Origin of the sequence: Streptomyces sp. NPDC053427 (genome assembly GCF_044544985.1) — a bacterium.
Classification (GTDB): domain Bacteria; phylum Actinomycetota; class Actinomycetes; order Streptomycetales; family Streptomycetaceae; genus Streptomyces.
The window spans coordinates 389,829-410,493 of record NZ_JBITYA010000008.1 but is presented as its reverse complement, the minus strand read 5'-3'; the positions used below and the strand labels follow the sequence as shown (position 1 = coordinate 410,493).

Here is a 20,665-nt window from a genome sequence, read left to right as displayed (position 1 = left end):
CAATGAGCATCGACTGGGCAGCTCTCGGCCAGGTCTTCGGCGTCACGCTCGCGGTGACGGTAGGGATCGTGGGCCTGTTCACCGTCGGCATCGTGGGTACGTCCCGCACGCCGGGCCGGCCGGGCGACACGGCCACGGCCACCGCGCCCGGCGCCGGGGCGCGGGCCGGGGCAGTGACCGCCTTCGCCCTGTGCGCGGCGGCGGTGGCGTACGGCATCTACCTGATCGTCGCCGCCTGAGAGCGGGACGACGGCGCTCACCGGCGACACGGATGAGGCGCTCAGCGGCCGCGGGGATCCCCTCGTCCGCTGAGCGCCTCATCCGCTTCCTTGGCCAGTTCGTCCGCGATGGCGGTGCCGCCCCGACTGCCCAGGTATTCGGAGACCCGGATCTGCACCACCTTGCTGAAGGTCTGGTAGTGCGCGCTGCGCGGGCGCGGTTCGGCCGCCCGTAGGGCCGCGTACAGCGTGCGGGTGTACGGCGGCTCCTGGCCGGGCTGCGGCGCCGGCGGCCCGCTGGCGCCCCGCTCGCCGCGCTCGGCGTCCCCGGGCGGCAGCGGGCAGGACGGCGCGTCCGCGCCCTCCCGGTACGCGGAATCGCGGGTCGCGGCGAATCCCCGCTCCAGCAGACAGCGCTCGCTGCTCCGGCCGGTCAGCGCCTCGATGAGCGCCCGGGCCCCCTCGGGCCGGGTGCTGTGCGCGGAGATCGCGAGATTCTGCCCGCCCAGGACGGACATCCGTTTGCCGTCGACGGCGCGGGCCGGCAGCTCGGCGACCCTGAACTGACGGCCGGGCGTGAGCTTCTCGGCGACCGAGGCGTATTCGACCGGCCAGTTGCGCATGAACAGCGCCCGGCCGTCGGCGAACCAGCGGCGGCTCTCGGTCTCGTCCATCGTGGTGGCCTCGTGCGGCATGATCGAGTCGAGCCGGAGCTTGAGGTCGGCGACGCCCTGCTGGAGCGAGCCGACCTGCTCGCCCTTGGTGAAGCTGGTGGCGTCCGGGTCACCGCCGTTGGCCCAGGCCGACTCCAGGGCGTTGACGGTCAGCCCTTCGTACGGCCGCAGCTGGGCGACCATGCCGTACATCCTGGGCGGTTTCCGCCCGCCGTCGGCCTCCTTCGCGGCCTTGCGGTTGTAGGCGCCCGCGACCTGGTCGGCCCAGTCCTTCAGCTGCCCCCAGTTGGCGGGGGGACCGTCGTGCCCGTAGTCGTGCAGGATGTCGCTGCGGTAATAGAGCAGCCCGGCGTCGGTGTTGAAGGGCACACCCCACACCTTGCCGTCGTACTCCGTCGTCTTGACCACGCTGTCGAGGAAGTCGCCGTCCAGGCTCGCGCCCCAGGGCCGGATCACGCCCGCCTCGGCGAACTCCGCGGTCCAGGCCACATCGATGTTGAGCACGTCATAGCCGCCGTTGCCCGACTGTCCCGCCGCCAGCAGCTGGCTGCGCTGGCCGTCGGCGGTGTCCGGGAGCTTGACGATCCGTACCGTGCGGTGGGTGCGCTTCTCGAAGGCGTCGATCAGGTCCTGGCGGACGCCGGAGCTGCTGAGGTCGCTGCCGGTGGCCAGCACGATCGCGCCCTTCTCGGGGCCGGGTCCGACTCCGGAGGTGCAGCCGCTCGCGGCGACCAGCAGGGTCAGACAGGCCAGCGCGGCGGTCATCGGGGTGCGGGGAGCGGTCATCGGTCCCCCTTCGCGGCGGTCCCGATGGAGGCGACGAAACCGGCGAGCTGATCCGGCGCCCCCGGTCCCCCGGACACGCAGCGGCCCTTGGAGGCGGCCGCCAGCCACTGGAGGGCGACGGCGTCGCAGCCGGACCGGCCCATCGCCAGGGTCAGGACCGGCACATCCGGTCCGCTCTTCAGGAGCGCGGTGAGCGTCCTGTCCACGCCCGCGGCGCGCTGCGCTCCGGCGCCGTCGTCCTGGTCGAGGACGAGCACGATGGCGTTGTTGGTGCCCTTGGCCGTCTTCATCGCCCGTACGGCGGCGGTCAGCGCCTCCTCCATGGCGGCGCCGTGGTCGACCAGGCCGCCGCCCGCGATCCGCTCCAGCGCGGCCTTGCCCCGGGCCGGGTCGGCGCTGCCGAGCCGGACGAGCTCGTCCACGGCGTTGCGGTCGTCGGGGTGTGCGGGGTCCGGGAAGGTCCACAGCCCGTACGTGTGGTGGGCGCCGGCCATCTCCACGGCCCGGCTCGCCGCGCTGACGGCGATCGGCAGTCTGCCGCCGTCCGCCATGGAGGTGGAGGCGTCCATCAGGATCAGCAACTGGCTGGACTTCTGCGCCTTGTTGTAGCTGTCGAGCACCTTGGACACCTGGTCCGAGCCCGCGGTGAAGGGGATGACGGGGGCGTGCGGATCGGTCTCCGCGCGGCTGGTGAGCAGCGGCGAACCGAGTGCCGGCTGCGGCATCGCGCCGTCCTTTCCGGGCACTCCGCGGTAGCCCTGCGCGGTGATGGCGGGCTGCCCGCCTCCCGGGTCGCGCAGCCACTCGGCGAACCGGCCGACCGCGGCCCGCCGGGCGGTGGCGTCCGCGGCGCCGCGCCAGTCGACCCGGATCAGGGGGTGGTCGAGGGCCGGGACGTTCCTGGGGTAGTAGGCGGTGTAGCGGTCGCCGGGGGCGAGCGGGTCGGGCAGGGTCGGGCAACTGCCGATGGCGCGGCCGAGGTTGAAGTCGGCGAGGGCCTTCTCGGAGACCAGCGGTGCGGACTTCGCGGCGGCGCCGGAGCCGGCCCCGGCGTCACCGGAGCCGTTCCGGCCGGGGCGCAGCGAGCACAGGAGCTCGGTGCTGCCCGCGTACTGGCTGCCCGGGGCGGAGAGCCGGCTCTCGGCGTTGTCGGCGAGCGTCGGATCGGGGCCGGCCGTGTCCGAGGAGCCGATGGCGGAGCCGTCGGCGGCGAGGTAGAGGCCGACGGTGTGCAGCAGGCCGGTGCCGGACAGGACGGGGCTGGGCCGCAGGAGTTTGAGGTTGCGGTGCTGTGCGTCGGTGCCGGTGAGCAGGTCCCGCCAGGAGGCGCTGCCCCGTTCGACGTCGTCCAGCTGCTTCTTCGACGGGATGCCGACGACCAGCGGGGTGTAGGCGACCGGGCCGGTGTCGTGCAGTGTCGCCGGGGAGCCGGTCGCGGGCATCCGGCGGCGGACCTCGTCGTAGTCGGCGGTGGACTCGGGGATCCACAGGTCGGGCTGCGGGCCCGGCCGGTAGAGGGGGTCGACGCCCTTGCCGTCCGGCCCGCCCTTGCCGGTGCCCTGCGCCTCGCCCTGCCAGCGGTCGGCGGCGGCGAAGCCCTGGCCGACCTGGTCCTTGGCGGCGGAGTAGACGGTGATCTGGGCGCGCCGGCAGCCGTCGGGGTAGTCGCCCTCGCCGTCCAGGGGGCGGGTGTCGGCCGCGGACATCTCGTAGTCGAAGGCGGCGCGGCGCAGCGCGGGTTCGGCCTCCGGGGCGGTGAGCAGCCGCAGTTCGAGGGCGGGCGGGCAGGCCGGGGCCTCGCCGGGGAGGTTCAGCAGGACGACGCCCCCGGTGGCCGGTACGAAGATGATCGCGAGGACGAGGAGGAGCCTGGGCCAGTGCCGGAGGTAGGCGTTGAGCCAGCGGCGTAAGCGGATGCGCAGCGGGGTGCGGGGCCGGTCGCCGGAGGTGGCGAAGGAGAGGATGACGTCGTCGGTGGTGTTCTGCTTGGCCGAGCGGGGCTTCCAGACGTCGCCCATCGGGGTCCGCTCGCCGACCACCTCCCGGCGCAGCGCCTGGACGAGATCGTCGAACGCGACGAAGCGCTTGCCCGGTATGCCGCGTTCGAGGATCCGCACCACGGCGCGGGTGAAGACGCTGCCGCCGGCCGGTTCGTCGCCGCTGAAGATACGGCGGTTGGGCTGCGCGGCCATCAGCAGCGACATGGGCTTGCGGCAGCGGTGGAAGGCCTCGCCCGCGTTTCCGGCGTAGCAGCACTCCAGGATGATCACTATCCGGTCGGCCCGCGCGTTGTCCAGGTAGCGCAGCACCACGTCCGCCCAGGAGACGGTCTTGTGGCGCCGTTCCGACGTCCCGACCATCAGCTGCAGATCGCCGCCGTCGGGGCCGACCCGGCCATGGCCGGAGAAGTACACCAGCAGCAGTCCGCGCGCCTCGCTCGTGACGACGTCCAGTTCCTGCTGGACCTCCCACGGCTCCTGGGTCCGGCAGATGCGGACCTCGTCCTCGGTGAACAGGTCGGTGCCGGCGTCGGTCAGGACGCTCTTGAGTTTCTCGGCGTTGTCCTTCACCGCGGGCAGCGGGCGCAGGTTCTTGTAGTCGCTGACGCAGATCAGCAGCGCCCGGTTGACCTTGCCCCGTGCGTCGTATTCGGGCATCCGCCTCAGTCCTCGGCGGTGCTGCCGCCCCCGGCGCCGCCGAGCTCGCGCAGATCGCCGTCCCGCTCGCCGACCGCGACGGAGGGCCGCTCGCCGTCGGCGCGTTCCTCCCTGCGCCGGCGCAGCCATTCCTGGAGGGCGATGGTCAGGCTCTTGGTGACCTCCGCGGCGACCGCGCCGACGACGACCAGGATCAGGTCGTCGACCCCGACGGCCATATCCGCGGGGCCGGGCTCCGCCACGCCCTCGCTCTCCCCCGCGGGCCGGGAACGCCGCGCCCAGTCGTGCTGCCGCCGGGTCAGCCACGGCTCCCGCTCCAGCCACGCCTTGAGGTGCGCGGTGTCCTGCTCCGCATCGTCCGTGCCCGTGATCCTGATGCGGATCTCCTGCTGCGTCTGTCGACCGCTCTCGTCGCGGTCGGCGCTGTCCGACATCCCCCGGCCCCCTTCCGGCGGGCCCCATTGCCCACCGTGCACCAGATAGTGACGCGCGATCAGGCCCAGGGGCAACCGTCGGTGACGTACCGACCACCCTGTGGCCCGCGCCACACCCCCTGCCACAGGGCTGCTTCGCAGGTCAAGGGTGAGTTGACGGGCATTCGCGGGGCGTGGTGGACTGCCCGGGCCATTCGGCGACAGATGAGGAAGACCGGTGAGAATCCGGCGCGGTCCCGCCACTGTCACCGGGGAGCGCTCCTCCAGCAACGGCCACGGTCCGCCGCACGGATGCCCGCAGGGGCCGCCGCGTACGGGCTGGAAGGCCGGGGGAAGCGCCGATCCGGGAGCCAGGAGACTCTCGTCGCCGTCACGTCGAGCCAGGGCGCGGACCCTGAGTGAGGACATATCGCCATGCCCGGCCGCCATTCGAGATGCCCGCGCCCAGCCGTCACCGTGTGCCTTCGAGGCCTGACGGCGGCCTGATCCGATGCGCGGCGAACACGCGGGATATGCGTGCGGCGCGGCCCTCGGCTTTCTCGGTGACCTGATCGCGGCCGATCCCCGGCGCGGCCATCCGGTGGCCGCCTTCGGCCGTGCCGCGGGCGCACTCGAGCGCCGGCTGTGGCGCGACCACCGTGGATACGGGGCGGCGCACGCCGTGGTGTGCGCGGGCGGCGCGGCGGCCGGTGCCGCCCTCCTTCAGCGCGCCCTGGGCGGCCGGGCCCCGGCGCGGGTCGCCCTGACCGCGGCCACCGTCTGGGCGGTGCTCGGCGGCACCTCGCTCGGCCGGGAGGCGCGGGCCGTCGGCGGCGCGCTGGCGGCGGGTGACCTGGAGGTGGCGCGCGAGCGGCTGCCGCATCTGTGCGGCCGCGATCCGCAGGCGCTGGACGGGCCGGGGATGGCCCGCGCGGTGGTGGAGTCGGTCGCCGAGAACACCTCGGACGCGGTGGTGGGCGCCCTGGTGTGGGGCGCGCTGGGCGGAGTGCCCGGCCTGGTGGCGTTCCGTGCGGTGAACACCCTGGATGCGATGGTCGGCCACAAATCGCCGCGCTACCGGCGGTTCGGCTGGGCGGCGGCCCGGCTCGACGACGTGGCCGGCTGGCCCGGGTCCCGGCTGACCGCCGCGCTGACCGTCCTGGCGGGCCCCGACCGGCGCGGCGCGCTGCGGGCGTGGCGGGCGGACGGCGGCGCGCATCCGAGCCCCAACGCGGGCCCGGTGGAGGCCTCGTTCGCGGGCGCGCTCGGCGTCCGGCTGGGCGGCACGCTGGCGTACGGCGGACGGGTCGAGCACCGCCCGGTGCTCAACGGTCCGGCGCCGCCGCCCGGCACAGAGGACATCGAGCGGGCGGTGCGGCTCTCGCGCCGGGTGAGTGTGCTGGCGCTGGCGACGACGGTCGCGGGACGGCTGGCGGTCGGCGTGGTACGGCGCAGGAACGAGAGTGGGAGGAAGCCCCGGTGAACGGGCGGTTGAGGGGATCCGGCACGGCGGTCGGCGGCGGCCTGCTGGTGGCCGGCACGACGTCCGACGCGGGCAAGAGCGTGGTGACGGCGGGCATCTGCCGCTGGCTGGCCCGGCAGGGCGTCAAGGTCGCCCCGTTCAAGGCGCAGAACATGTCCCTGAACTCCTTCGTGACGCGCGAGGGGGCGGAGATCGGGCGGGCGCAGGCGATGCAGGCGGCCGCGGCGCGGGTGGAGCCGACCGCGCTGATGAACCCCGTACTGCTCAAGCCGGGCAGCGACCGCAGCAGTCAGGTGGTGCTGCTAGGCAAGCCGGTGGGGGAGCTCAGCGCGCGGGGGTACCACGCGGGGCGCCAGGAGCAGTTGCTGGGCACGGTGACCGACTGCCTGGCCGAGCTGCGCCGGACCCACGACGCGGTGATCTGCGAGGGCGCCGGCAGCCCCGCCGAGATCAATCTGCGCCGCACCGACATCGTGAACATGGGGATCGCGCGGGCGGCCCGGATCCCGGTGGTGATCGTCGGCGACATCGACCGCGGCGGTGTCTTCGCGTCGTTCTTCGGGACCACGGCGTTGCTGTCCAAGGAGGATCAGGAGCTGGTGGCGGGGTATCTCGTCAACAAGTTCCGGGGCGATGTGACGCTGCTGGAGCCCGGGTTGGAGATGATGAAGCAGCTGAGCGGGCGGCCGGCGCTGGGCGTGCTGCCGTACGCGCACGGGCTCGGCATCGACGAGGAGGACGGGCTGCGGGTCTCGCTGCGCGGCGCGGTGCGCGAGTCGGTGGTCGCTCCGCCGGTCGGCGCGGATGTGCTGCGGGTGGCGGTGTGTGCCGTACCGCTGATGTCCAACTTCACCGATGTGGACGCGCTGGCGGCCGAACCGGGCGTGGTGGTGCGCTTCGTGGACCGCGCCGAGGAGCTGGCGGACGCGGACCTGGTGGTGCTGCCCGGGACGCGCGGCACCGTCCGGGCGCTGGCGTGGCTGCGCGAGCGCGGGCTGGCCGCCGCGATCGCCCGGCGGGCCGCCGAGGGGCGCCCGGTACTGGGCATCTGCGGCGGCTTCCAGATGCTGGGCGAGCGCATCGAGGACGAGGTCGAGTCGAAGGCGGGCACGGTCGAGGGGCTGGGCCTGCTGCCGGTACGGGTGCGGTTCGCGCCGGAGAAGACGCTCGCGCGGCCGGTCGGCGAGGCGCTCGGCGAGCCGGTGGAGGGGTACGAGATCCACCATGGCGTGGCCGAAGTGACCGGCGGCGAGGAGGCGTTCCTGGACGGCTGCCGGGTCGGCTCCGTGTGGGGCACCCACTGGCACGGCTCGCTGGAGAGCGACGGCTTCCGGCGGGCGTTCCTGCGCCGGGTCGCGGCCGACGCGGGCCGGGCGTTCGTACCGGCCCCGGACACCAGCTTCGGCGCGCTGCGCGAGGAGCAGCTGGACCGGCTCGGCGATCTGATCGAGGAGCATGCGGACACCGAGGCACTGCTGCGGCTGATCGAGGACGGGGTGCCGGCGGGGCTGCCGTTCGTACCTCCGGGGGCGCCGCGCCCCGTTGACGCGTCCGACCAGAGCAATTCCCTTGAAGGGGGTACCCGTTAATGGCGTCGGTCTCCTACCCGTTCACCGCTGTCGTCGGCATGGACGACATGCGGTTGGGCCTGCTGCTGAACGCGATCTCCCCCGCCATCGGCGGGGTGCTCGTCCGGGGTGAGAAGGGCACCGCCAAGTCGACGATGGTGCGCGGGCTGACGGCGCTGATGCCCGGTGTCGACGTCGTCACCGGCTGCCGCTTCGCCTGCGCACCCCAGGCGCCCGACCCGGGCTGCCCCGACGGCCCCCATGAGGCGGGTTCCTCCGAGGACCGCCCGACGCGGATGGTCGAACTGCCCGTCGGCGCCTCCGAGGACCGGCTGGTGGGCGCGCTCGACATCGAGCGGGCGCTGTCGGAGGGCGTGAAGGCCTTCGAGCCCGGCCTGCTGGCCGATGCGCACCGCGGGGTGCTCTACGTCGACGAGGTCAACCTCCTGCACGACCATCTGGTCGACCTCCTCCTGGACGCCGCCGCCATGGGCGCCTCCTACGTGGAGCGCGAGGGCGTCTCCGTACGGCATGCGTCCCGCTTCCTGCTCGTCGGCACCATGAACCCCGAAGAGGGCGAACTGCGGCCGCAGCTGCTGGACCGCTTCGGGCTGACCGTGGAGGTCGCGGCCTCCAGGGAGCCGGAGCAGCGGGTGGAGGTCGTGCGGCGCAGGCTGGCGTTCGACGACGATCCGGCCGCCTTCGCGGAGCGCTGGGCGGACGAGGAGGCGGCGCTGCGGGAGCGGATCGTCGCGGCCCGGGGCCTGCTGCCGTCCGTCCGGCTCGGTGAGGCGGCGCTGCAGCAGATCGCCGCGACCTGCGCCGCGTTCGAGGTGGACGGCATGCGCGCGGACATCGTGATGGCCCGGACCGCGACGGCGCTGGCGGCGTGGGCGGGGCGCACGGAGGTGCTGTCGGAGGATGTGCGGCAGGCCGCGCTGCTGGCGCTGCCGCACCGCAGGCGCCGCAATCCGTTCGACGCGCCCGGTCTGGACGAGGACAAGCTGGACGAGACGCTGGAGGAGTTCGGCGGGGCGGACGGCGAGGACGACCCGGAGCCGGAGGGGCCGGACGACGGGCCCGAGGGTCCCGGCGGCGGGCCGGACGGGCCCGGCTCCGGCGGGGTGCCGCCCCAGGACGGCGACCGGCCCGAGCAGACGCCGCCCGCCGGCCCCGAGGCGGACGGCGGCGACGACCCGGCGCCCGTCCCCGAGCAGCGGCCGGACGAGGCCGAGCAGCCCGCCGCCGGAGCCGGTGCCCAACAGGCCGCCGTCGGCGCCGCCGAGCCGTTCCGCACCCGCCGGCTGGACGTGCCGGGCCTGGGTGAGGGCGCCGACGGCCGGCGCTCGCGGGCCCGTACCGCCCATGGCCGTACCACCGGCGCCCGGCGCCCCCGGGGTGCCCTCGGCAAGCTGCACCTGGCGGCGACCGTGCAGGCCGCGGCGCCGCATCAGCGGGCGCGCGGGCGCAGCGGGCCGGGGCTGGTGGTGCGCCGGGACGATCTGCGCGAGGCGGTGCGCGAGGGGCGGGAGGGGAATCTGGTCCTGTTCGTCGTGGACGCCTCCGGTTCGATGGCGGCGCGCAAGCGGATGAGTGCGGTCAAGGGCGCGGTGCTGTCGCTGCTGCTGGACGCCTACCAGCGGCGCGACAAGATCGGCATGATCACCTTCCGGGGGAAGGGCGCCGAGCTGGCGCTGCCCCCGACGTCGTCGGTGGAGGCGGGCGCGGCGCGGCTGGAGCAGCTGCCGACGGGGGGCCGTACGCCGCTGTCGGAGGGGCTGCTGCGGGCCCATGAGGTGCTGCGGGTGGAGCGGATGCGCGATGCCGCGCGCCGGCCGCTGGTGGTGGTCGTGACGGACGGGCGGGCGACCGGCGGGCCGGAGCCGCTGGTACGGGCCCGCCGGGCCGCCGGGCTGCTGGCCGCCGACGGCACCGCTTCGGTGGTCGTGGACTGCGAGGCGGGCCCGGTCCGGCTGGGCCTGGCCGGTGAGCTGGCCACGGCGCTGCAGGGCACCGCCGTCACCCTCGACGAACTGCGCGCGGACAACGTCTCCGCGCTCGTACGGACCGCGCAGGGCAGGCCCGTTCACCCCAACAGGAAGGCCGCGTAATGCCGCAGGGACAGCCGTCCGTCGTACCGAACGACGGGCTCACCACCCGCCAGCGCCGCAACCGTCCGCTGGTCTTCGTCCACACCGGCCAGGGCAAGGGCAAGTCCACCGCCGCCTTCGGGCTGGCGCTGCGGGCATGGAACCAGGGCTGGCCGGTCGGTGTTTTCCAGTTCGTGAAGTCGGCGAAGTGGAAGGTCGGGGAGGAGCGGGCGCTGAAGGTGCTCGGCGCCTCCGGCGAGGGCGGCAGCGTCGCCTGGCACAAGATGGGCGAGGGCTGGTCCTGGGTGCAGCGCGACATCGCCTCGAGCGAGGACGCGGCGCGCGAGGGCTGGGAGCAGGTCAAGCGGGATCTGGCGGCGGAGACGTACAAGCTGCTGGTGCTGGACGAGTTCGCCTATCCGCTGAAGTGGGGGTGGATCGACACCGAGGAGGTGGTGTCGGTGCTGCGCGACCGCCCCGGTACCCAGCATGTGGTCATCACCGGGCGCAACGCCCCGCAGCCGCTGCTGGACTTCGCGGATCTGGTGACGGACATGACGAAGGTCAAGCATCCGATGGACGCGGGCCAGAAGGGCCAGCGGGGCATCGAATGGTGAGAACGGTGAGCGTGCGATGAGTGTGGGTGCCGTCCCCCGGCTGGTGATCGCCGCGCCGTCCTCGGGCGCGGGGAAGACGACGGTGGCCACGGGCCTGATGGCGGCGTTCGCCGAGTCGGGCCTTGCGGTCTCGCCGCACAAGGTGGGCCCCGACTACATCGACCCGGGCTACCACTCCCTGGCCACCGGCCGTCCCGGCCGCAACCTGGACGCCTATCTGTGCGGCGTGGACCGGATCGCACCGCTGTTCCTGCACGGCGCGGCGGGCGCGGACCTGGCGATCGTCGAGGGCGTGATGGGGCTGTTCGACGGCGCGTCCGGAAGGGGCGAGCTGTCCTCGACGGCGCAGGTGGCGAAGGTGCTGCGGGCGCCGGTGGTGCTGGTGGTGGACGCCTCGTCGCAGTCGCGGTCGGTGGCCGCCCTGGTGCACGGCTTCGCGTCGTGGGATCCGGAGGTACGGCTCGCCGGGGTGATCCTCAACAAGGTCGGCTCGGACCGCCATGAGGAGCTGCTGCGCGAGGCGATGGACTCCTCCGGGGTGCCGGTGCTGGGCGCGCTGCGGCGTACCCCCACGGCCCGTACGCCCTCCCGGCATCTTGGCCTGGTGCCGGTCGCCGAACGCCGGGCCGAGGCGGTGGAGTCGGTGGGGGAGCTGGCCGCGCGGGTGCGCGAGGGCTGCGATCTCGAGGCGCTGCTGGCGCTGGCGCGCGCGGTGCCGACGCTGCCGGACACACCCTGGGATCCGGCCGCGGAGGTGCGGACCGGGGCGCGCGCGACGGGCGGCGGGCGGCCGCTGATCGCCGTCGCGGGCGGCGCCGCCTTCACCTTCTCGTACGCCGAGCACGCCGAGCTGCTGACCGCCGCGGGCGCCGAGGTGGCCCCGTTCGACCCGCTGCGGGACGAGCAACTGCCGCCCGGTACACAGGGGTTGGTGATCGGCGGCGGTTTCCCCGAGATGTACGCGCCGGATCTGTCGGCGAACGCCCCGCTGCGCGCGGCGGTGGCCGCGCTGGCCGCCTCCGGGGCGCCGGTCTCCGCCGAGTGCGCGGGCCTGCTGTATCTGTCCCGGTCCATAGACGGACTGCCGATGTGCGGAGTGCTGCCCGCCGACGCCCGGATGACGGAGCGGCTCACGCTCGGCTACCGGGAGGCGGTGGCGCTGGAGGACAACGCCCTGGCCGTGGCCGGGACGCGGGTGCGCGGCCACGAATTCCACCGCACGGTCCTGGAGCCGGGCGCGGGCGCCTCCCCGGCGTGGGGTCTGACGCATCCCGAGCGGCGGGTGGAGGGCTTTGTGAGCGGCGGGGTGCACGCCTCGTATCTCCATGTGCACTGGGCGGCGGAGCCGTCGCTGGCCGACCGGCTGGCCGGGAGCGCGGCGCGGAGCGCGGCGGAGCCGGACGCCGCGCCATGACGGCAGGCGGCGCGGTGACGGTCCCCAGCGCGGCGCTCGGCCGCCGCGCGCCCGCCGCTGCCGGTCCGTGGCCGATATGAGCGGCCCGACGGCCGACGGTGCCGGCGGGGCAGGTGCGCCGCTGGTCGTCGGCGTGGGAGCGAGCCGCGGCGTCCCGGTGTCGGAGGTCCTGGACCTGCTCACGGCCACGCTCGCGGCGGCGGGGTGCACGGGCCGGCCGGTCGCGGCGCTGGCGACGGTGTCGGCCAGGGCGGCGGAGCCGGGGCTGATCGGGGCGGCGCGGCGGCTCGGGGTGCCGCTGCGGTCGTACCCGGCGGCGGCACTGGCCGCCGTACGGGTGCCGGATCCGTCCCCTTTCGCGGCGGCCGCCGTCGGGACGCCGAGCGTCGCCGAGGCGGCCGCGCTGCTGGCCGCCGGGCCGGGCGCCGAACTGCTCTCCGGCAAGCGCAAGTCGGCGCCGACGGGGCGGCCGGCCCGGGCGACCTGTGCGCTCGCGGCGGCGGCAGTAACACGGTGCGGTGCAGTTACCGCTGGTAGGGAGGGAGCGCCCGCCGCCCCCGCGCCCGGTGCCGATATCGTCATGTCCTCCCCCAACCCGCCCCGCCATGGCCGGGATCGGCGGACGACGGGCATCGGCGACAAGGCGCCCGACAGCGAGACCACCGGTACCAAGGAGACCTAGTGACCACCCCTCCCGCACTGCTCATCGCCGGTCACGGCACCCGTGACGAAGGCGGGGCCGAGGCCTTGCGCGCGCTGGTGCGCGTGCTCGGCGAGCGGCACCCGGAAGTGCCCGTCGCCGGCGGGTTCTTCGGCGCGGCGGCGTCGCCGCTGCCACTGGGCGGCGCTGTCGACGGGCTCGTCGAGCGGGGCGTGACCCACCTCGCCGCCGTACCGCTGCTGCTGGCCCCGACCGGGCCGGTGGCGCAGACGCTGCCCGCCGCGCTGGAGGAGGCCGCCGGGCGCCACCCCGGGCTCGGCTACACCTGCGGCGCCGAGCTGGGCCCGCATCCCAAGCTGCTCGACGTGCTGGAGCGGCGGCTGGACGAGGTCCTGGGCGGCGGCGCCCGGCGGCCCGAGGACCGGGCCCGTACGACGGTGCTGCTGGTGGGGCGCGGGTCGGCCGACCCCTACGCCAACGCCGAGGCGGTACGGGCCGCGCGGCTGCTGTGGGAGGGGCGCGGTTTCGCGGGGGTGGAGACGGCGTTCGTGACGCAGGCGGCGCCCGACGTCCCGGCCGGACTCGACCGGTGCCGGGTGCTGGCCTCGTTGGCGCCCGGGACCCGCGGCAAGGGCCGGATCGTGGTCCTGCCGTACTTCTTCTTCCCCAGCGGCCTGCTGGAGCGGCTGCGGATGCAGACCGAGGGCTGGGCCGCGGTGCACCCCGGCACGGAGGTGCTGGGCGCCGGGGTGATCGGCACTCCGGCCGAGGTGGCCGAGGTGGTCATGGAGCGCTACCGCGAGACGGTGGCGGGCGGCGCGCCGAGCGGGCACCGGGCGGTGGCGGAGGACGCCCGGAGCCTCGACGGCGCACAGCGGCGGACGGCCACCGACGGCGAGCAGGACGAGCGGAGCCGGGACGCGCATGCGGGCGCCCGCTGACACCGGGGCCGGGGCGCCCCGCGAGCCCGATCTGCGGCATCACGGCGATGCCGAGGTACGGGGCGCGGACGGCGGGCCGGCGGACCTGACGGATCTGGCGGTCAACGTCCGGGCGGGCACTCCCCCGGCCTGGCTGAAGGCCGAGATCACCGCGTCGCTGGACGGCCTCGCCGCGTATCCCGACGGCCGGGCGGCGCGCCGGGCGGTCGCCGAGCGACACGGCCTGCCGACGGAACGGGTGCTGCTGACCTCGGGCGCCGCGGAGGCCTTCGTCCTGCTCGCGCGCGCCGTGGCGACCGTCCGGCCGGTCGTGGTGCACCCGCAGTTCACCGAGCCCGAGGCCGCTCTGCGGGACGCCGGGCACAGCGTGCAGCGGGTGCTGCTGAGCGAGCGGGACGGCTTCCGGCTGGACCCGGGCGCGGTCCCCGAGGACGCCGACCTCGTCATCGTCGGCAACCCCACCAATCCGACCTCCGTCCTGCACCCCGCCGAGTCCCTGGCCGAGCTGGCGCGTCCCGGCCGGACGCTGGTCGTCGACGAGGCGTTCATGGACGCGGTGCCCGGGGAGCGGGCGTCGCTGGCCGGACGGCGGGATCTGCCGGGCCTGGTGGTGCTGCGCAGCCTCACCAAGACCTGGGGGCTGGCGGGGCTGCGGATCGGCTATGTGCTGGCCGCCCCCGAAACCGTCGCCGCCCTGGAACGGGCGCAGCCGCTGTGGCCGGTCTCCGGTCCGGCGCTGGCCGCGGCCGAGGCCTGCTGTACGCCGAAGGCACTGGCGGAGGCGGCCGAGGCGGCCGAGGAGATCGCCCGGGACCGGGCCCATCTGCTGGCCCGGCTGGGCGAGTTCGCCGCGGTGCGGGCGGTCGGGCCGGCCGAGGGGTCCTTCGTGCTGATCCGGCTGCCGGACGCGGCGGCGGTACGGGCCGGGCTGCGGGCGCGTGGTTTCGCGGTGCGCCGGGGGGACACCTTCCCGGGGCTGGGCCCGGACTGGCTGCGGCTCGCGGTCCGGGACCGGGCCACCACGGACCGGTTCGTGGCGGCGCTGGCCGCGGTGCTCGCCGCGTCCTAGGCCGGCCGGGGCCCCCGTCGCACCACGCTTCGACGAGGCCCCCGGCGAGGGCCGGGGCACACCGTGCGGGCGTGCCCCGGCCGTACCCGCGCCCGGCGCCCCCACGGCACCGGCGCGGGTGGGGCGCCTCCCATGCCGTTCAGGCAATACGGGAGGGTCCGTCAGCCGCGACCGCCCTGCGCGGTGCGGCGCCGGCGCGCGAAACCGAGCGTCCCGGCACCCGCGCCGACCAGCAGGGCGGCGCCGCCGACGAGATACGGGGTGGCCGAACTGCCGCCGGTCTCGGCGAGGTTCTGGGTGCTGGGGCCGGAGCCGGGGTGGGTGTCGACCTGAGTGCCGCCGGTGGACCCGCCGCCCGACTGACCGCCGGACTGACCGCCGGACTGGCCACCCGACTGACCGCCCGACTGACCGCCGTCGCTCTGGCCGCCGTCGCTCTGGCCGCCGGTCGTTCCGCCGGAGCCGCCCGGGTGGGGCGGCTTGCCGTGCGGCGTCGTGCAGGTCGCCTCGGCGAGCGTGACCCGTCCCCGGACATCGGCGACGTTCAGCTTCAGCGGGTTGACCGCGACCTTCAGTTCCAGCGCGGTCGCCGCCGCGCTCCTGCCCGTCACGCTCCGCCGCGACAGATCGAGCCGCACCTCGCCCACGCCCGGCACCTTGACGTCCGTCGTCCCGCCCGCGCGCAGCGTGACCTTCTTGCCCAGGACCAGGACGCTGCCCAGCACATTCGACTCGGCCCGCGGCCGCTGCCCCACGGCGCACACCGCCCGCGAGGTGACCTGTTGGACCTCTACCAGGGACAGTGCCCCCAGGCCGGGGACGTGCACCTTCGCGTGCACGACGTTCGCGTACCCCTCGGCCTTGCGCCGGTCGGCACTCGCCCGCGCGGTGGCGACGTCCGCGCGCAGCACGCTGAACGGCCGGCCCTGGTTGATGCCGTCCAGATCGACGGTGAGCGCCGTCTTGTCGGCGGCGGCCGGTGCATGCACCTCGTTGAGGACGGCGTGCAGCGGCACATCGAGCGCCTTGTTCAGCAGCCCGACGTCCAGGCCGGTACGGAGCACGACCGCGCCGGACGTGCCGCTGCCTCCGGTCGCGTACGCGGGTGCGGCACCCGTCAGGACGGCGGGACCGGCCGTGAGGGCGGCGGCGACGAAGGTCGCGGCGAGCCGTCGGGGCATGCCGAAGGAGCTGGTGGAACTGGTGGACACGTGAGTGGAACCCCCACAAGAGAAATGGAGCCGCCGGCCGCGCCAATGGGGGACATCACGCGGGCCGACGACCTCGACCCGCACATCGTGTACGCACCAAGGGTGAACGGGCAGTCACGCGGGGCGAGTTCACCTAAATGGGTGGTTTCCGCGTCTTCATTCGATTCCCGTGACTCATCGGACCATCCGCGCCCCAGCCGCACCACCGCACGGGCGACCCGGATCACCCCCGAGCCCTCCGGCGAGGCAGGAGAGAACGCGGCCGGTGCGGCCCGACGGCGCCAAGCGGCGCCGGAGGCGGCGCCGTCACGGCCGGACCCCGAAAATTACTTGAACGAGCGATCCAGATTGGATAGCCTCACGGCATGGGCAGGACCAAGGAATTCGATCCGGACGCGGCACTCAGGTCGGCGATGGAGCTGTTCTGGCGACAGGGCTACGAGGCCACCTCGATACAAGACCTGGTCGACCACCTCGGCCTGGGGCGGGGCAGCATCTACGGCGCCTTCGGAGGCAAGCGCGAGCTGTACCTCATGGCCGTGGACCGCTACGCCGAGGACACCCGGGAGGCGCTCCTGAGGCGCCTTTCGAGCCCGGGCTCCGCGCTCGATGCGGTCCGCGGCCTGGTGCGCGACTACGCCGGGATGGCACGCGAGGACGCCGACCGCAAGGGCTGCCTGATGACCAACACGGCGGTCGAGCTGCCGGCCGACGAGGGGGCGGCCCGCCGGGTGGTCTCGACGCTGGAGACCATGGAGACCGCGCTCACGGGAGCGCTGATGCGCGCCCGGGCGGAGGGTGAACTCCCCGCGGAGAAGAACCCCGCCGCCCTGGCCCGCTGCCTGGTGACCCTCCTCCAGGGCATCCGCGTAGTGGGCAAGACCGCGGTTCACGGACGCTTCCTCGACGACACCGTGGAGCAGGCCCTGACCATGCTGGAGTGACCCGGCCTCCCGGCCCGCTCCGCACACTTCGCACCCCCCTGCCACCCAGGGGGCCCACTCCACCCACCTCGCCCTGCCCTGCCCTGCCCTGCCCTGCCCATTTTCTGGACCGAACGTTAAAGAAAAAGGATGATGATGAGCGCCGTACCACCCGTTCCCACCGACGCCGAACTGGCCGCCTCGCTGCGGGGGGACTTCACCAGCGCCTGCGCCGACGTCAACGGCATCCGCCTGCACCACGTCACCGGTGGGCGGGGCGAACCGCTGGTACTGCTCGGCGGCTGGCCGCAGACCTGGTGGCAGTTCCGCAAGGTCCTGCCGGAACTCGCCCTCCGGTACCGGGTGACGGCCGTGGACCTGCGCGGCATGGGCGGCTCCGCCAAGCCCGGGTCCGGCTACGACAAGAAGACGATGGCGCGCGACATCCGCGAGCTGATCCGGCACCTCGGGCACGCGTCCGCGTTCGTCGCCGGTCATGACATCGGCGCATCGGTCGCCTACCACCTGGCGGCCAACCATCCCGAGGCGGTTCGGAGTCTGGTCACCCTGGACATCGGCATTCCGGACGCTTCATGGCTGGACATCGGCATGCTGCCGGGCTCGGACGAACAGACGGCGGCGCTCACGCAGGGCCGCGGCGGCTACCCCTGGTGGTTCGCGTTCAACCAGCTCCACGGCCTCCCGGAGCGACTGCTCGCCGGCCGCTTCCGGTCCCTGATCGACTGGCTGTACGGCCATATGCTCGTGAACCAGGAGTCGGTCGACGAACAGGCGCGGCAGATCTACGCCCATGCCTACGACTCCCCCGACGCCATCCGCGCCGGCAACGCCTGGTACCAGACGATGCGTCAGGACATCGCGGATGTCGCCACCTACGCACCGGTGACGGTTCCCGTCCTGACCCTGGCCGGCGAGTCCTCCTACCCGTCGCTGCGCGAACAGATGGGACCGGACAAGGGCGCCGACATCCGGGTGCGGGAGGTGAAGGGCAGCGGCCACTACCTCCCCGAGGAACGGCCGGACGTGGTGGTGCGGGAGCTCATCGGCTTCTTCGGCGGGTCCGTGTCCGGGAGCCGGTAGTCCGCAGCCGGTAGCCCGAAGGCGCGACCCGGCACGGCCTGCGCAGGAGTCCGGTGGCGGGGGCAGCGGCGGAGACCGGGAAGACGCCGGCCGGCGTCCGGCATCCGGAATTCATTGTCCCGTACATGAAGACGACCGCTAGGGTGCCGCCGTGTCGACCGAGCAGACGAATCCAGCGCCCCCGCAGCCCTCCGCACCACCCGGCGATCTCCCCGCCTCCGACCGGGCGGCCCGCCGGGCGGTCACCCTCTTCCCGCTTCTGGTGATCGCCGCCGGGGCCGTGGGCCTGCTGTGGCCCGCGCACTTCACCGGGTGGGCGCCCGGCGTGCCGTGGCTGCTGGGGGTGGTGATGTTCTCGATGGGGCTGACGCTGACCCCGCCGGACTTCACCGCGGTGGCCAAACGGCCGTGGGCGGTGGCGCTGGGCCTGGTCGCGCATTACGTGATCATGCCGGGGCTGGGGTGGCTGATCGCGACCGCCCTGCACCTGCCGCCGCAGCTGGCCGCCGGAGTGATCCTGGTCGGCTGCGCGCCCAGCGGGACCGCGTCCAATGTGGTGACGTTCCTGGCCCGCGGCGATGTGGCGCTCTCCGTGTCGGTGGCGACGGTGTCCACGGTGCTCGCGCCGCTCATCACGCCCCCGCTGACGCTGCTGCTCGCCGGGCAGTTCCTGGACGTGGACGCCGGGGTGATGGTGACCGACATCCTCAAGACGGTGCTGCTGCCGGTGATCGCCGGGCTGGTCGTACGGGTCGTCGCGGGGCGGTTCGTCGACCAGGCGCTGAGGGCGCTGCCGTGGGTCTCGGCGCTGACCATCGCGGTGATCGTGCTGGTGGTGGTGTCCGGGAGCGCGGCGGCGATCAAGGATGCGGCGGCGCTGGTACTGCTCGCTGTGGTGCTGCACAACGGGCTCGGGCTGGCGCTCGGCTACGCCTCCGGCAAGCTGGCGCGGCTGGGCACTCCGGCCAGCCGTGCGATGGCCTTCGAGGTCGGCATGCAGAACTCCGGCCTGGCCGCGTCGCTGGCCACCGCGCACTTCAGCCCGGCGGCGGCGCTGCCCGCGGCGGTCTTCTCCGTGTGGCACAACGTGTCGGGCGCGGTGGTGGCCGCCTTCATGGCCCGCTCGGCGCGCCGCGACGGGGCGGCGGGCGCACCCTAGGGGACGGGCGAACGGATCCCGTAGGGGATGCGAGTCCCCCCTGCGGGGCCACAGCCAGCGGGGGCGGGGCAATATTCCCGATTCCTGTGGGACACCGGGCAGGACCGGCCCCGGAACCAGGGGCCCGCCCCCGGGACCCGGGACCTGAACCCGGCCCCGACCAGCCTTCCCTCAGCCGATGACCCGCCCCCGCAGCACCACCAGTCGCGGGGCCGCCAGTACGCGGACGTCGGCGCGGGGGTCCGTCTCGTATACGACGAGGTCCGCCGGTGCGCCCTCGGTGAGGCCGGGGCGGCCGAGCCAGTCGCGGGCGCCCCAGGTGGTGGCGGAGAGGGCGGCTTCGGCGGGCAGGCCGGCCTTCATCAGCTCGGCGACCTCGTCGGCGACCAGGCCGTGCGGGAGCGAGCCGCCGGCGTCGGTGCCGGCGTAGATCGGGACGCCGGCGTCGTAGGCCGCCCGGACGGTGTCGTAGCGGCAGGCGTGCAGGCGGCGCATATGGTCGGCCCACCGGGGGAACTTCTTTTCGCCGCCGTCCGCGAGCAGCGGGAAGGTGGCGATGTTGACGAGGGTGGGGACGATGGCGACGCCGCGCTCGGCGAAGAGGGGGATGGTGTCCTCGGTGAGCCCGGTGGCGTGCTCGATGCAGTCGATACCGGCCTCGACCAGCGGGGCGAGGGTCTCCTCCGCGAAGCAGTGGGCGGTGACGCGGGCGCCGAGACGGTGCGCCTCGGCGATGGCCGCCTCGACCGCGCCGCGCGGCCAGCAGGCCGCCAGGTCGCCGGTGGAGCGGTCGATCCAGTCGCCGACGAGCTTGACCCAGCCGTCGCCGCGCCGGGCCTCCTCGGCGACGTAGGCGACCAGGTCCTCGGGCTCGATCTCGTGCGCGTAGTTGCGGATGTAGCGCCTGGTACGGGCGATGTGGCGGCCGGCGCGGATGATCCGCGGCAGGTCCTCCCGGTCGTCGATCCAGCGGGTGTCGGAGGGTGACCCTGCGTCGCGGATCAGCAGCGTTCCGGCATCACGGTCGGTGAGCGCCTGCTTCTCGCTGGTCTCGGCGTCCACCGGACCGTGCGCGTCGAGACCGACATGGCAGTGGGCGTCGACCAGGCCCGGCAGCACCCAGCCCCCGACCGTGGTGACCTCCCGCATCCCCTTGGGCCGTTCGAACGTCACCCGGCCGCCGAGAACCCACAGCTCATCGCGCACGTCGTCCGGCCCGACCAGGACCCTCCCCTTGAGGTGCAGCGCCGCACCTTCGCTCATGGACGTCATAACGGCACTGTAGGCCGCCCGGCCCCGGGCCTGGGCCCCGGCGGCCGAGCGCCCGTCCAGGCCCTTCCGCGGCGGCCGCGGCGCCGTATTCCGCCGGTGGAATCCCGGAAACCCGGGCGACTACCCCGATTTCCTTCCCGTACGCCTTGGAACCGGCCTTCGGGTTGCGAATTCCCAATTCTTCAGAAGCGCAGCTTCCCGTATTCTTCTGCCCGCTTTTCCACGCCTCAAACGCCAAGGTTTCGCTAGCGACAAGTATCAGAATTCGGACGCATCTCAAGGGCGTTACGGAGCTGTGACCGACTACACAGGGTGCCCGTTTCACCCCAAACTTCCGGGGCGAAGCGGGACATTCCGCGACCGAATCGCGCGCTCGGGCGCACCCGCGCGATAACACAATCACATCGT

General features: G+C 74.3%; 17 protein-coding genes and 1 riboswitch. Of the genes, 12 read left to right on the top strand and 5 right to left on the bottom strand.

Annotation, left to right across the window (positions count from 1 at the left end; all coding sequences use genetic code 11):
* The first annotated feature begins 2 nt into the window (after positions 1–2).
* Positions 3–239, top strand: coding sequence for a hypothetical protein (locus tag ACIGWZ_RS24260; RefSeq protein ID WP_400067912.1), 237 nt, complete (start codon positions 3–5; stop codon positions 237–239).
* A 41-nt stretch (positions 240–280) separates the two neighbouring features.
* Here ACIGWZ_RS24260 and ACIGWZ_RS24255 read toward each other — a convergent pair whose 3' ends face one another.
* From ACIGWZ_RS24255 to ACIGWZ_RS24245, 3 genes are read right to left on the bottom strand one after another with little or no spacing between them, the layout of a single operon-like run.
* Complete coding sequence (locus ACIGWZ_RS24255; protein WP_400067910.1) at positions 281–1,678, bottom strand: extracellular solute-binding protein; 1,398 nt, start codon at positions 1,676–1,678, stop codon at positions 281–283.
* Positions 1,675–4,335: a caspase family protein gene (locus ACIGWZ_RS24250; protein WP_400067907.1), complete on the bottom strand. Its 2,661-nt coding sequence runs from the start codon at positions 4,333–4,335 to the stop codon at positions 1,675–1,677. The genes ACIGWZ_RS24255 and ACIGWZ_RS24250 overlap by 4 nt, the downstream gene beginning before the upstream one ends.
* 5 nt (positions 4,336–4,340) lie before the next feature.
* On the bottom strand, positions 4,341–4,769 hold the full coding sequence (locus ACIGWZ_RS24245) for a hypothetical protein (protein ID WP_400067905.1): 429 nt from the start codon (positions 4,767–4,769) through the stop codon (positions 4,341–4,343).
* A 204-nt stretch (positions 4,770–4,973) separates the two neighbouring features.
* A riboswitch (cobalamin riboswitch) is annotated at positions 4,974–5,130 on the top strand.
* A 129-nt stretch (positions 5,131–5,259) separates the two neighbouring features.
* Here ACIGWZ_RS24245 and ACIGWZ_RS24240 point away from each other — a divergent pair.
* The 8 genes from ACIGWZ_RS24240 to cobC all read left to right on the top strand — a co-directional run bounded on the left by ACIGWZ_RS24240 (position 5,260) and on the right by cobC (position 14,591).
* Positions 5,260–6,231 carry a cobalamin biosynthesis protein gene (locus ACIGWZ_RS24240; protein WP_400067903.1) on the top strand — a complete coding sequence of 324 codons (972 nt, stop codon included), beginning with the start codon at positions 5,260–5,262 and terminating at the stop codon, positions 6,229–6,231.
* Positions 6,228–7,820, top strand: a complete 1,593-nt coding sequence (locus tag ACIGWZ_RS24235) for a cobyric acid synthase (RefSeq protein ID WP_400067901.1) — start codon at positions 6,228–6,230, stop codon at positions 7,818–7,820. The genes ACIGWZ_RS24240 and ACIGWZ_RS24235 overlap by 4 nt, the downstream gene beginning before the upstream one ends.
* Complete coding sequence (locus ACIGWZ_RS24230; RefSeq protein WP_400067899.1) at positions 7,820–9,910, top strand: putative cobaltochelatase; 2,091 nt, start codon at positions 7,820–7,822, stop codon at positions 9,908–9,910. Before ACIGWZ_RS24235 ends, ACIGWZ_RS24230 begins: the two co-directional genes overlap by 1 nt.
* On the top strand, positions 9,910–10,506 hold the full coding sequence (gene cobO / locus ACIGWZ_RS24225; protein WP_400067897.1) for a cob(I)yrinic acid a,c-diamide adenosyltransferase: 597 nt from the start codon (positions 9,910–9,912) through the stop codon (positions 10,504–10,506). Before ACIGWZ_RS24230 ends, cobO begins: the two co-directional genes overlap by 1 nt.
* Before the next feature lie 16 nt (positions 10,507–10,522).
* The gene (locus ACIGWZ_RS24220; protein ID WP_400067895.1) at positions 10,523–11,920 is read left to right on the top strand and encodes a cobyrinate a,c-diamide synthase; all 1,398 of its coding nucleotides are present in this window, start codon (positions 10,523–10,525) and stop codon (positions 11,918–11,920) included.
* A gap of 76 nt (positions 11,921–11,996) precedes the next feature.
* Positions 11,997–12,602, top strand: a complete 606-nt coding sequence (locus ACIGWZ_RS24215; RefSeq protein ID WP_400067893.1) for a cobalamin biosynthesis protein — start codon at positions 11,997–11,999, stop codon at positions 12,600–12,602.
* Complete coding sequence (locus ACIGWZ_RS24210) at positions 12,602–13,522, top strand: sirohydrochlorin chelatase (RefSeq protein WP_400067891.1); 921 nt, start codon at positions 12,602–12,604, stop codon at positions 13,520–13,522. Before ACIGWZ_RS24215 ends, ACIGWZ_RS24210 begins: the two co-directional genes overlap by 1 nt.
* On the top strand, positions 13,506–14,591 hold the full coding sequence (cobC, locus tag ACIGWZ_RS24205; RefSeq protein WP_400067889.1) for an Rv2231c family pyridoxal phosphate-dependent protein CobC: 1,086 nt from the start codon (positions 13,506–13,508) through the stop codon (positions 14,589–14,591). The genes ACIGWZ_RS24210 and cobC overlap by 17 nt, the downstream gene beginning before the upstream one ends.
* 161 nt (positions 14,592–14,752) lie before the next feature.
* On the opposite strand, the gene ACIGWZ_RS24200 is transcribed toward cobC, so the two are convergent.
* A complete protein-coding gene (locus ACIGWZ_RS24200; protein WP_400068057.1) occupies positions 14,753–15,772 on the bottom strand; it encodes an SCO1860 family LAETG-anchored protein in 1,020 nt (339 codons plus the stop codon).
* 395 nt (positions 15,773–16,167) lie between these two features.
* Between ACIGWZ_RS24200 and ACIGWZ_RS24195 the strand changes: the two genes are divergently transcribed.
* The 3 genes from ACIGWZ_RS24195 to ACIGWZ_RS24185 all read left to right on the top strand — a co-directional run bounded on the left by ACIGWZ_RS24195 (position 16,168) and on the right by ACIGWZ_RS24185 (position 18,985).
* Positions 16,168–16,746: a TetR/AcrR family transcriptional regulator gene (locus ACIGWZ_RS24195; RefSeq protein WP_400067887.1), complete on the top strand. Its 579-nt coding sequence runs from the start codon at positions 16,168–16,170 to the stop codon at positions 16,744–16,746.
* Between the two features lie 135 nt (positions 16,747–16,881).
* A complete protein-coding gene (locus ACIGWZ_RS24190) occupies positions 16,882–17,826 on the top strand; it encodes an alpha/beta fold hydrolase (RefSeq protein ID WP_400067886.1) in 945 nt (314 codons plus the stop codon).
* A gap of 151 nt (positions 17,827–17,977) precedes the next feature.
* Positions 17,978–18,985 carry a bile acid:sodium symporter family protein gene (locus ACIGWZ_RS24185; RefSeq protein WP_400067884.1) on the top strand — a complete coding sequence of 336 codons (1,008 nt, stop codon included), beginning with the start codon at positions 17,978–17,980 and terminating at the stop codon, positions 18,983–18,985.
* A gap of 171 nt (positions 18,986–19,156) precedes the next feature.
* On the opposite strand, the gene ACIGWZ_RS24180 is transcribed toward ACIGWZ_RS24185, so the two are convergent.
* The gene (locus ACIGWZ_RS24180; RefSeq protein WP_400068055.1) at positions 19,157–20,248 is read right to left on the bottom strand and encodes an amidohydrolase family protein; all 1,092 of its coding nucleotides are present in this window, start codon (positions 20,246–20,248) and stop codon (positions 19,157–19,159) included.
* Positions 20,249–20,665: the final 417 nt, after the last annotated feature.

Bases quoted from the DNA above. Each gene is read 5' to 3' on its own strand.
- ACIGWZ_RS24260 (WP_400067912.1), top strand. From the start codon at position 3: ATGAGCATCGACTGGGCAGCTCTCGGCCAGGTCTTCGGCGTCACGCTC.
- ACIGWZ_RS24255 (WP_400067910.1), bottom strand. From the start codon at position 1,678: ATGACCGCTCCCCGCACCCCGATGACCGCCGCGCTGGCCTGTCTGACC.
- ACIGWZ_RS24250 (WP_400067907.1), bottom strand. From the start codon at position 4,335: ATGCCCGAATACGACGCACGGGGCAAGGTCAACCGGGCGCTGCTGATC.
- ACIGWZ_RS24245 (WP_400067905.1), bottom strand. From the start codon at position 4,769: ATGTCGGACAGCGCCGACCGCGACGAGAGCGGTCGACAGACGCAGCAG.
- ACIGWZ_RS24240 (WP_400067903.1), top strand. From the start codon at position 5,260: ATGCGCGGCGAACACGCGGGATATGCGTGCGGCGCGGCCCTCGGCTTT.
- ACIGWZ_RS24230 (WP_400067899.1), top strand. From the start codon at position 7,820: ATGGCGTCGGTCTCCTACCCGTTCACCGCTGTCGTCGGCATGGACGAC.
- cobO (WP_400067897.1), top strand. From the start codon at position 9,910: ATGCCGCAGGGACAGCCGTCCGTCGTACCGAACGACGGGCTCACCACC.
- ACIGWZ_RS24220 (WP_400067895.1), top strand. From the start codon at position 10,523: ATGAGTGTGGGTGCCGTCCCCCGGCTGGTGATCGCCGCGCCGTCCTCG.
- ACIGWZ_RS24215 (WP_400067893.1), top strand. From the start codon at position 11,997: ATGAGCGGCCCGACGGCCGACGGTGCCGGCGGGGCAGGTGCGCCGCTG.
- cobC (WP_400067889.1), top strand. From the start codon at position 13,506: ATGCGGGCGCCCGCTGACACCGGGGCCGGGGCGCCCCGCGAGCCCGAT.
- ACIGWZ_RS24200 (WP_400068057.1), bottom strand. From the start codon at position 15,772: ATGCCCCGACGGCTCGCCGCGACCTTCGTCGCCGCCGCCCTCACGGCC.
- ACIGWZ_RS24195 (WP_400067887.1), top strand. From the start codon at position 16,168: ATGGGCAGGACCAAGGAATTCGATCCGGACGCGGCACTCAGGTCGGCG.
- ACIGWZ_RS24190 (WP_400067886.1), top strand. From the start codon at position 16,882: ATGAGCGCCGTACCACCCGTTCCCACCGACGCCGAACTGGCCGCCTCG.
- ACIGWZ_RS24180 (WP_400068055.1), bottom strand. From the start codon at position 20,248: ATGAGCGAAGGTGCGGCGCTGCACCTCAAGGGGAGGGTCCTGGTCGGG.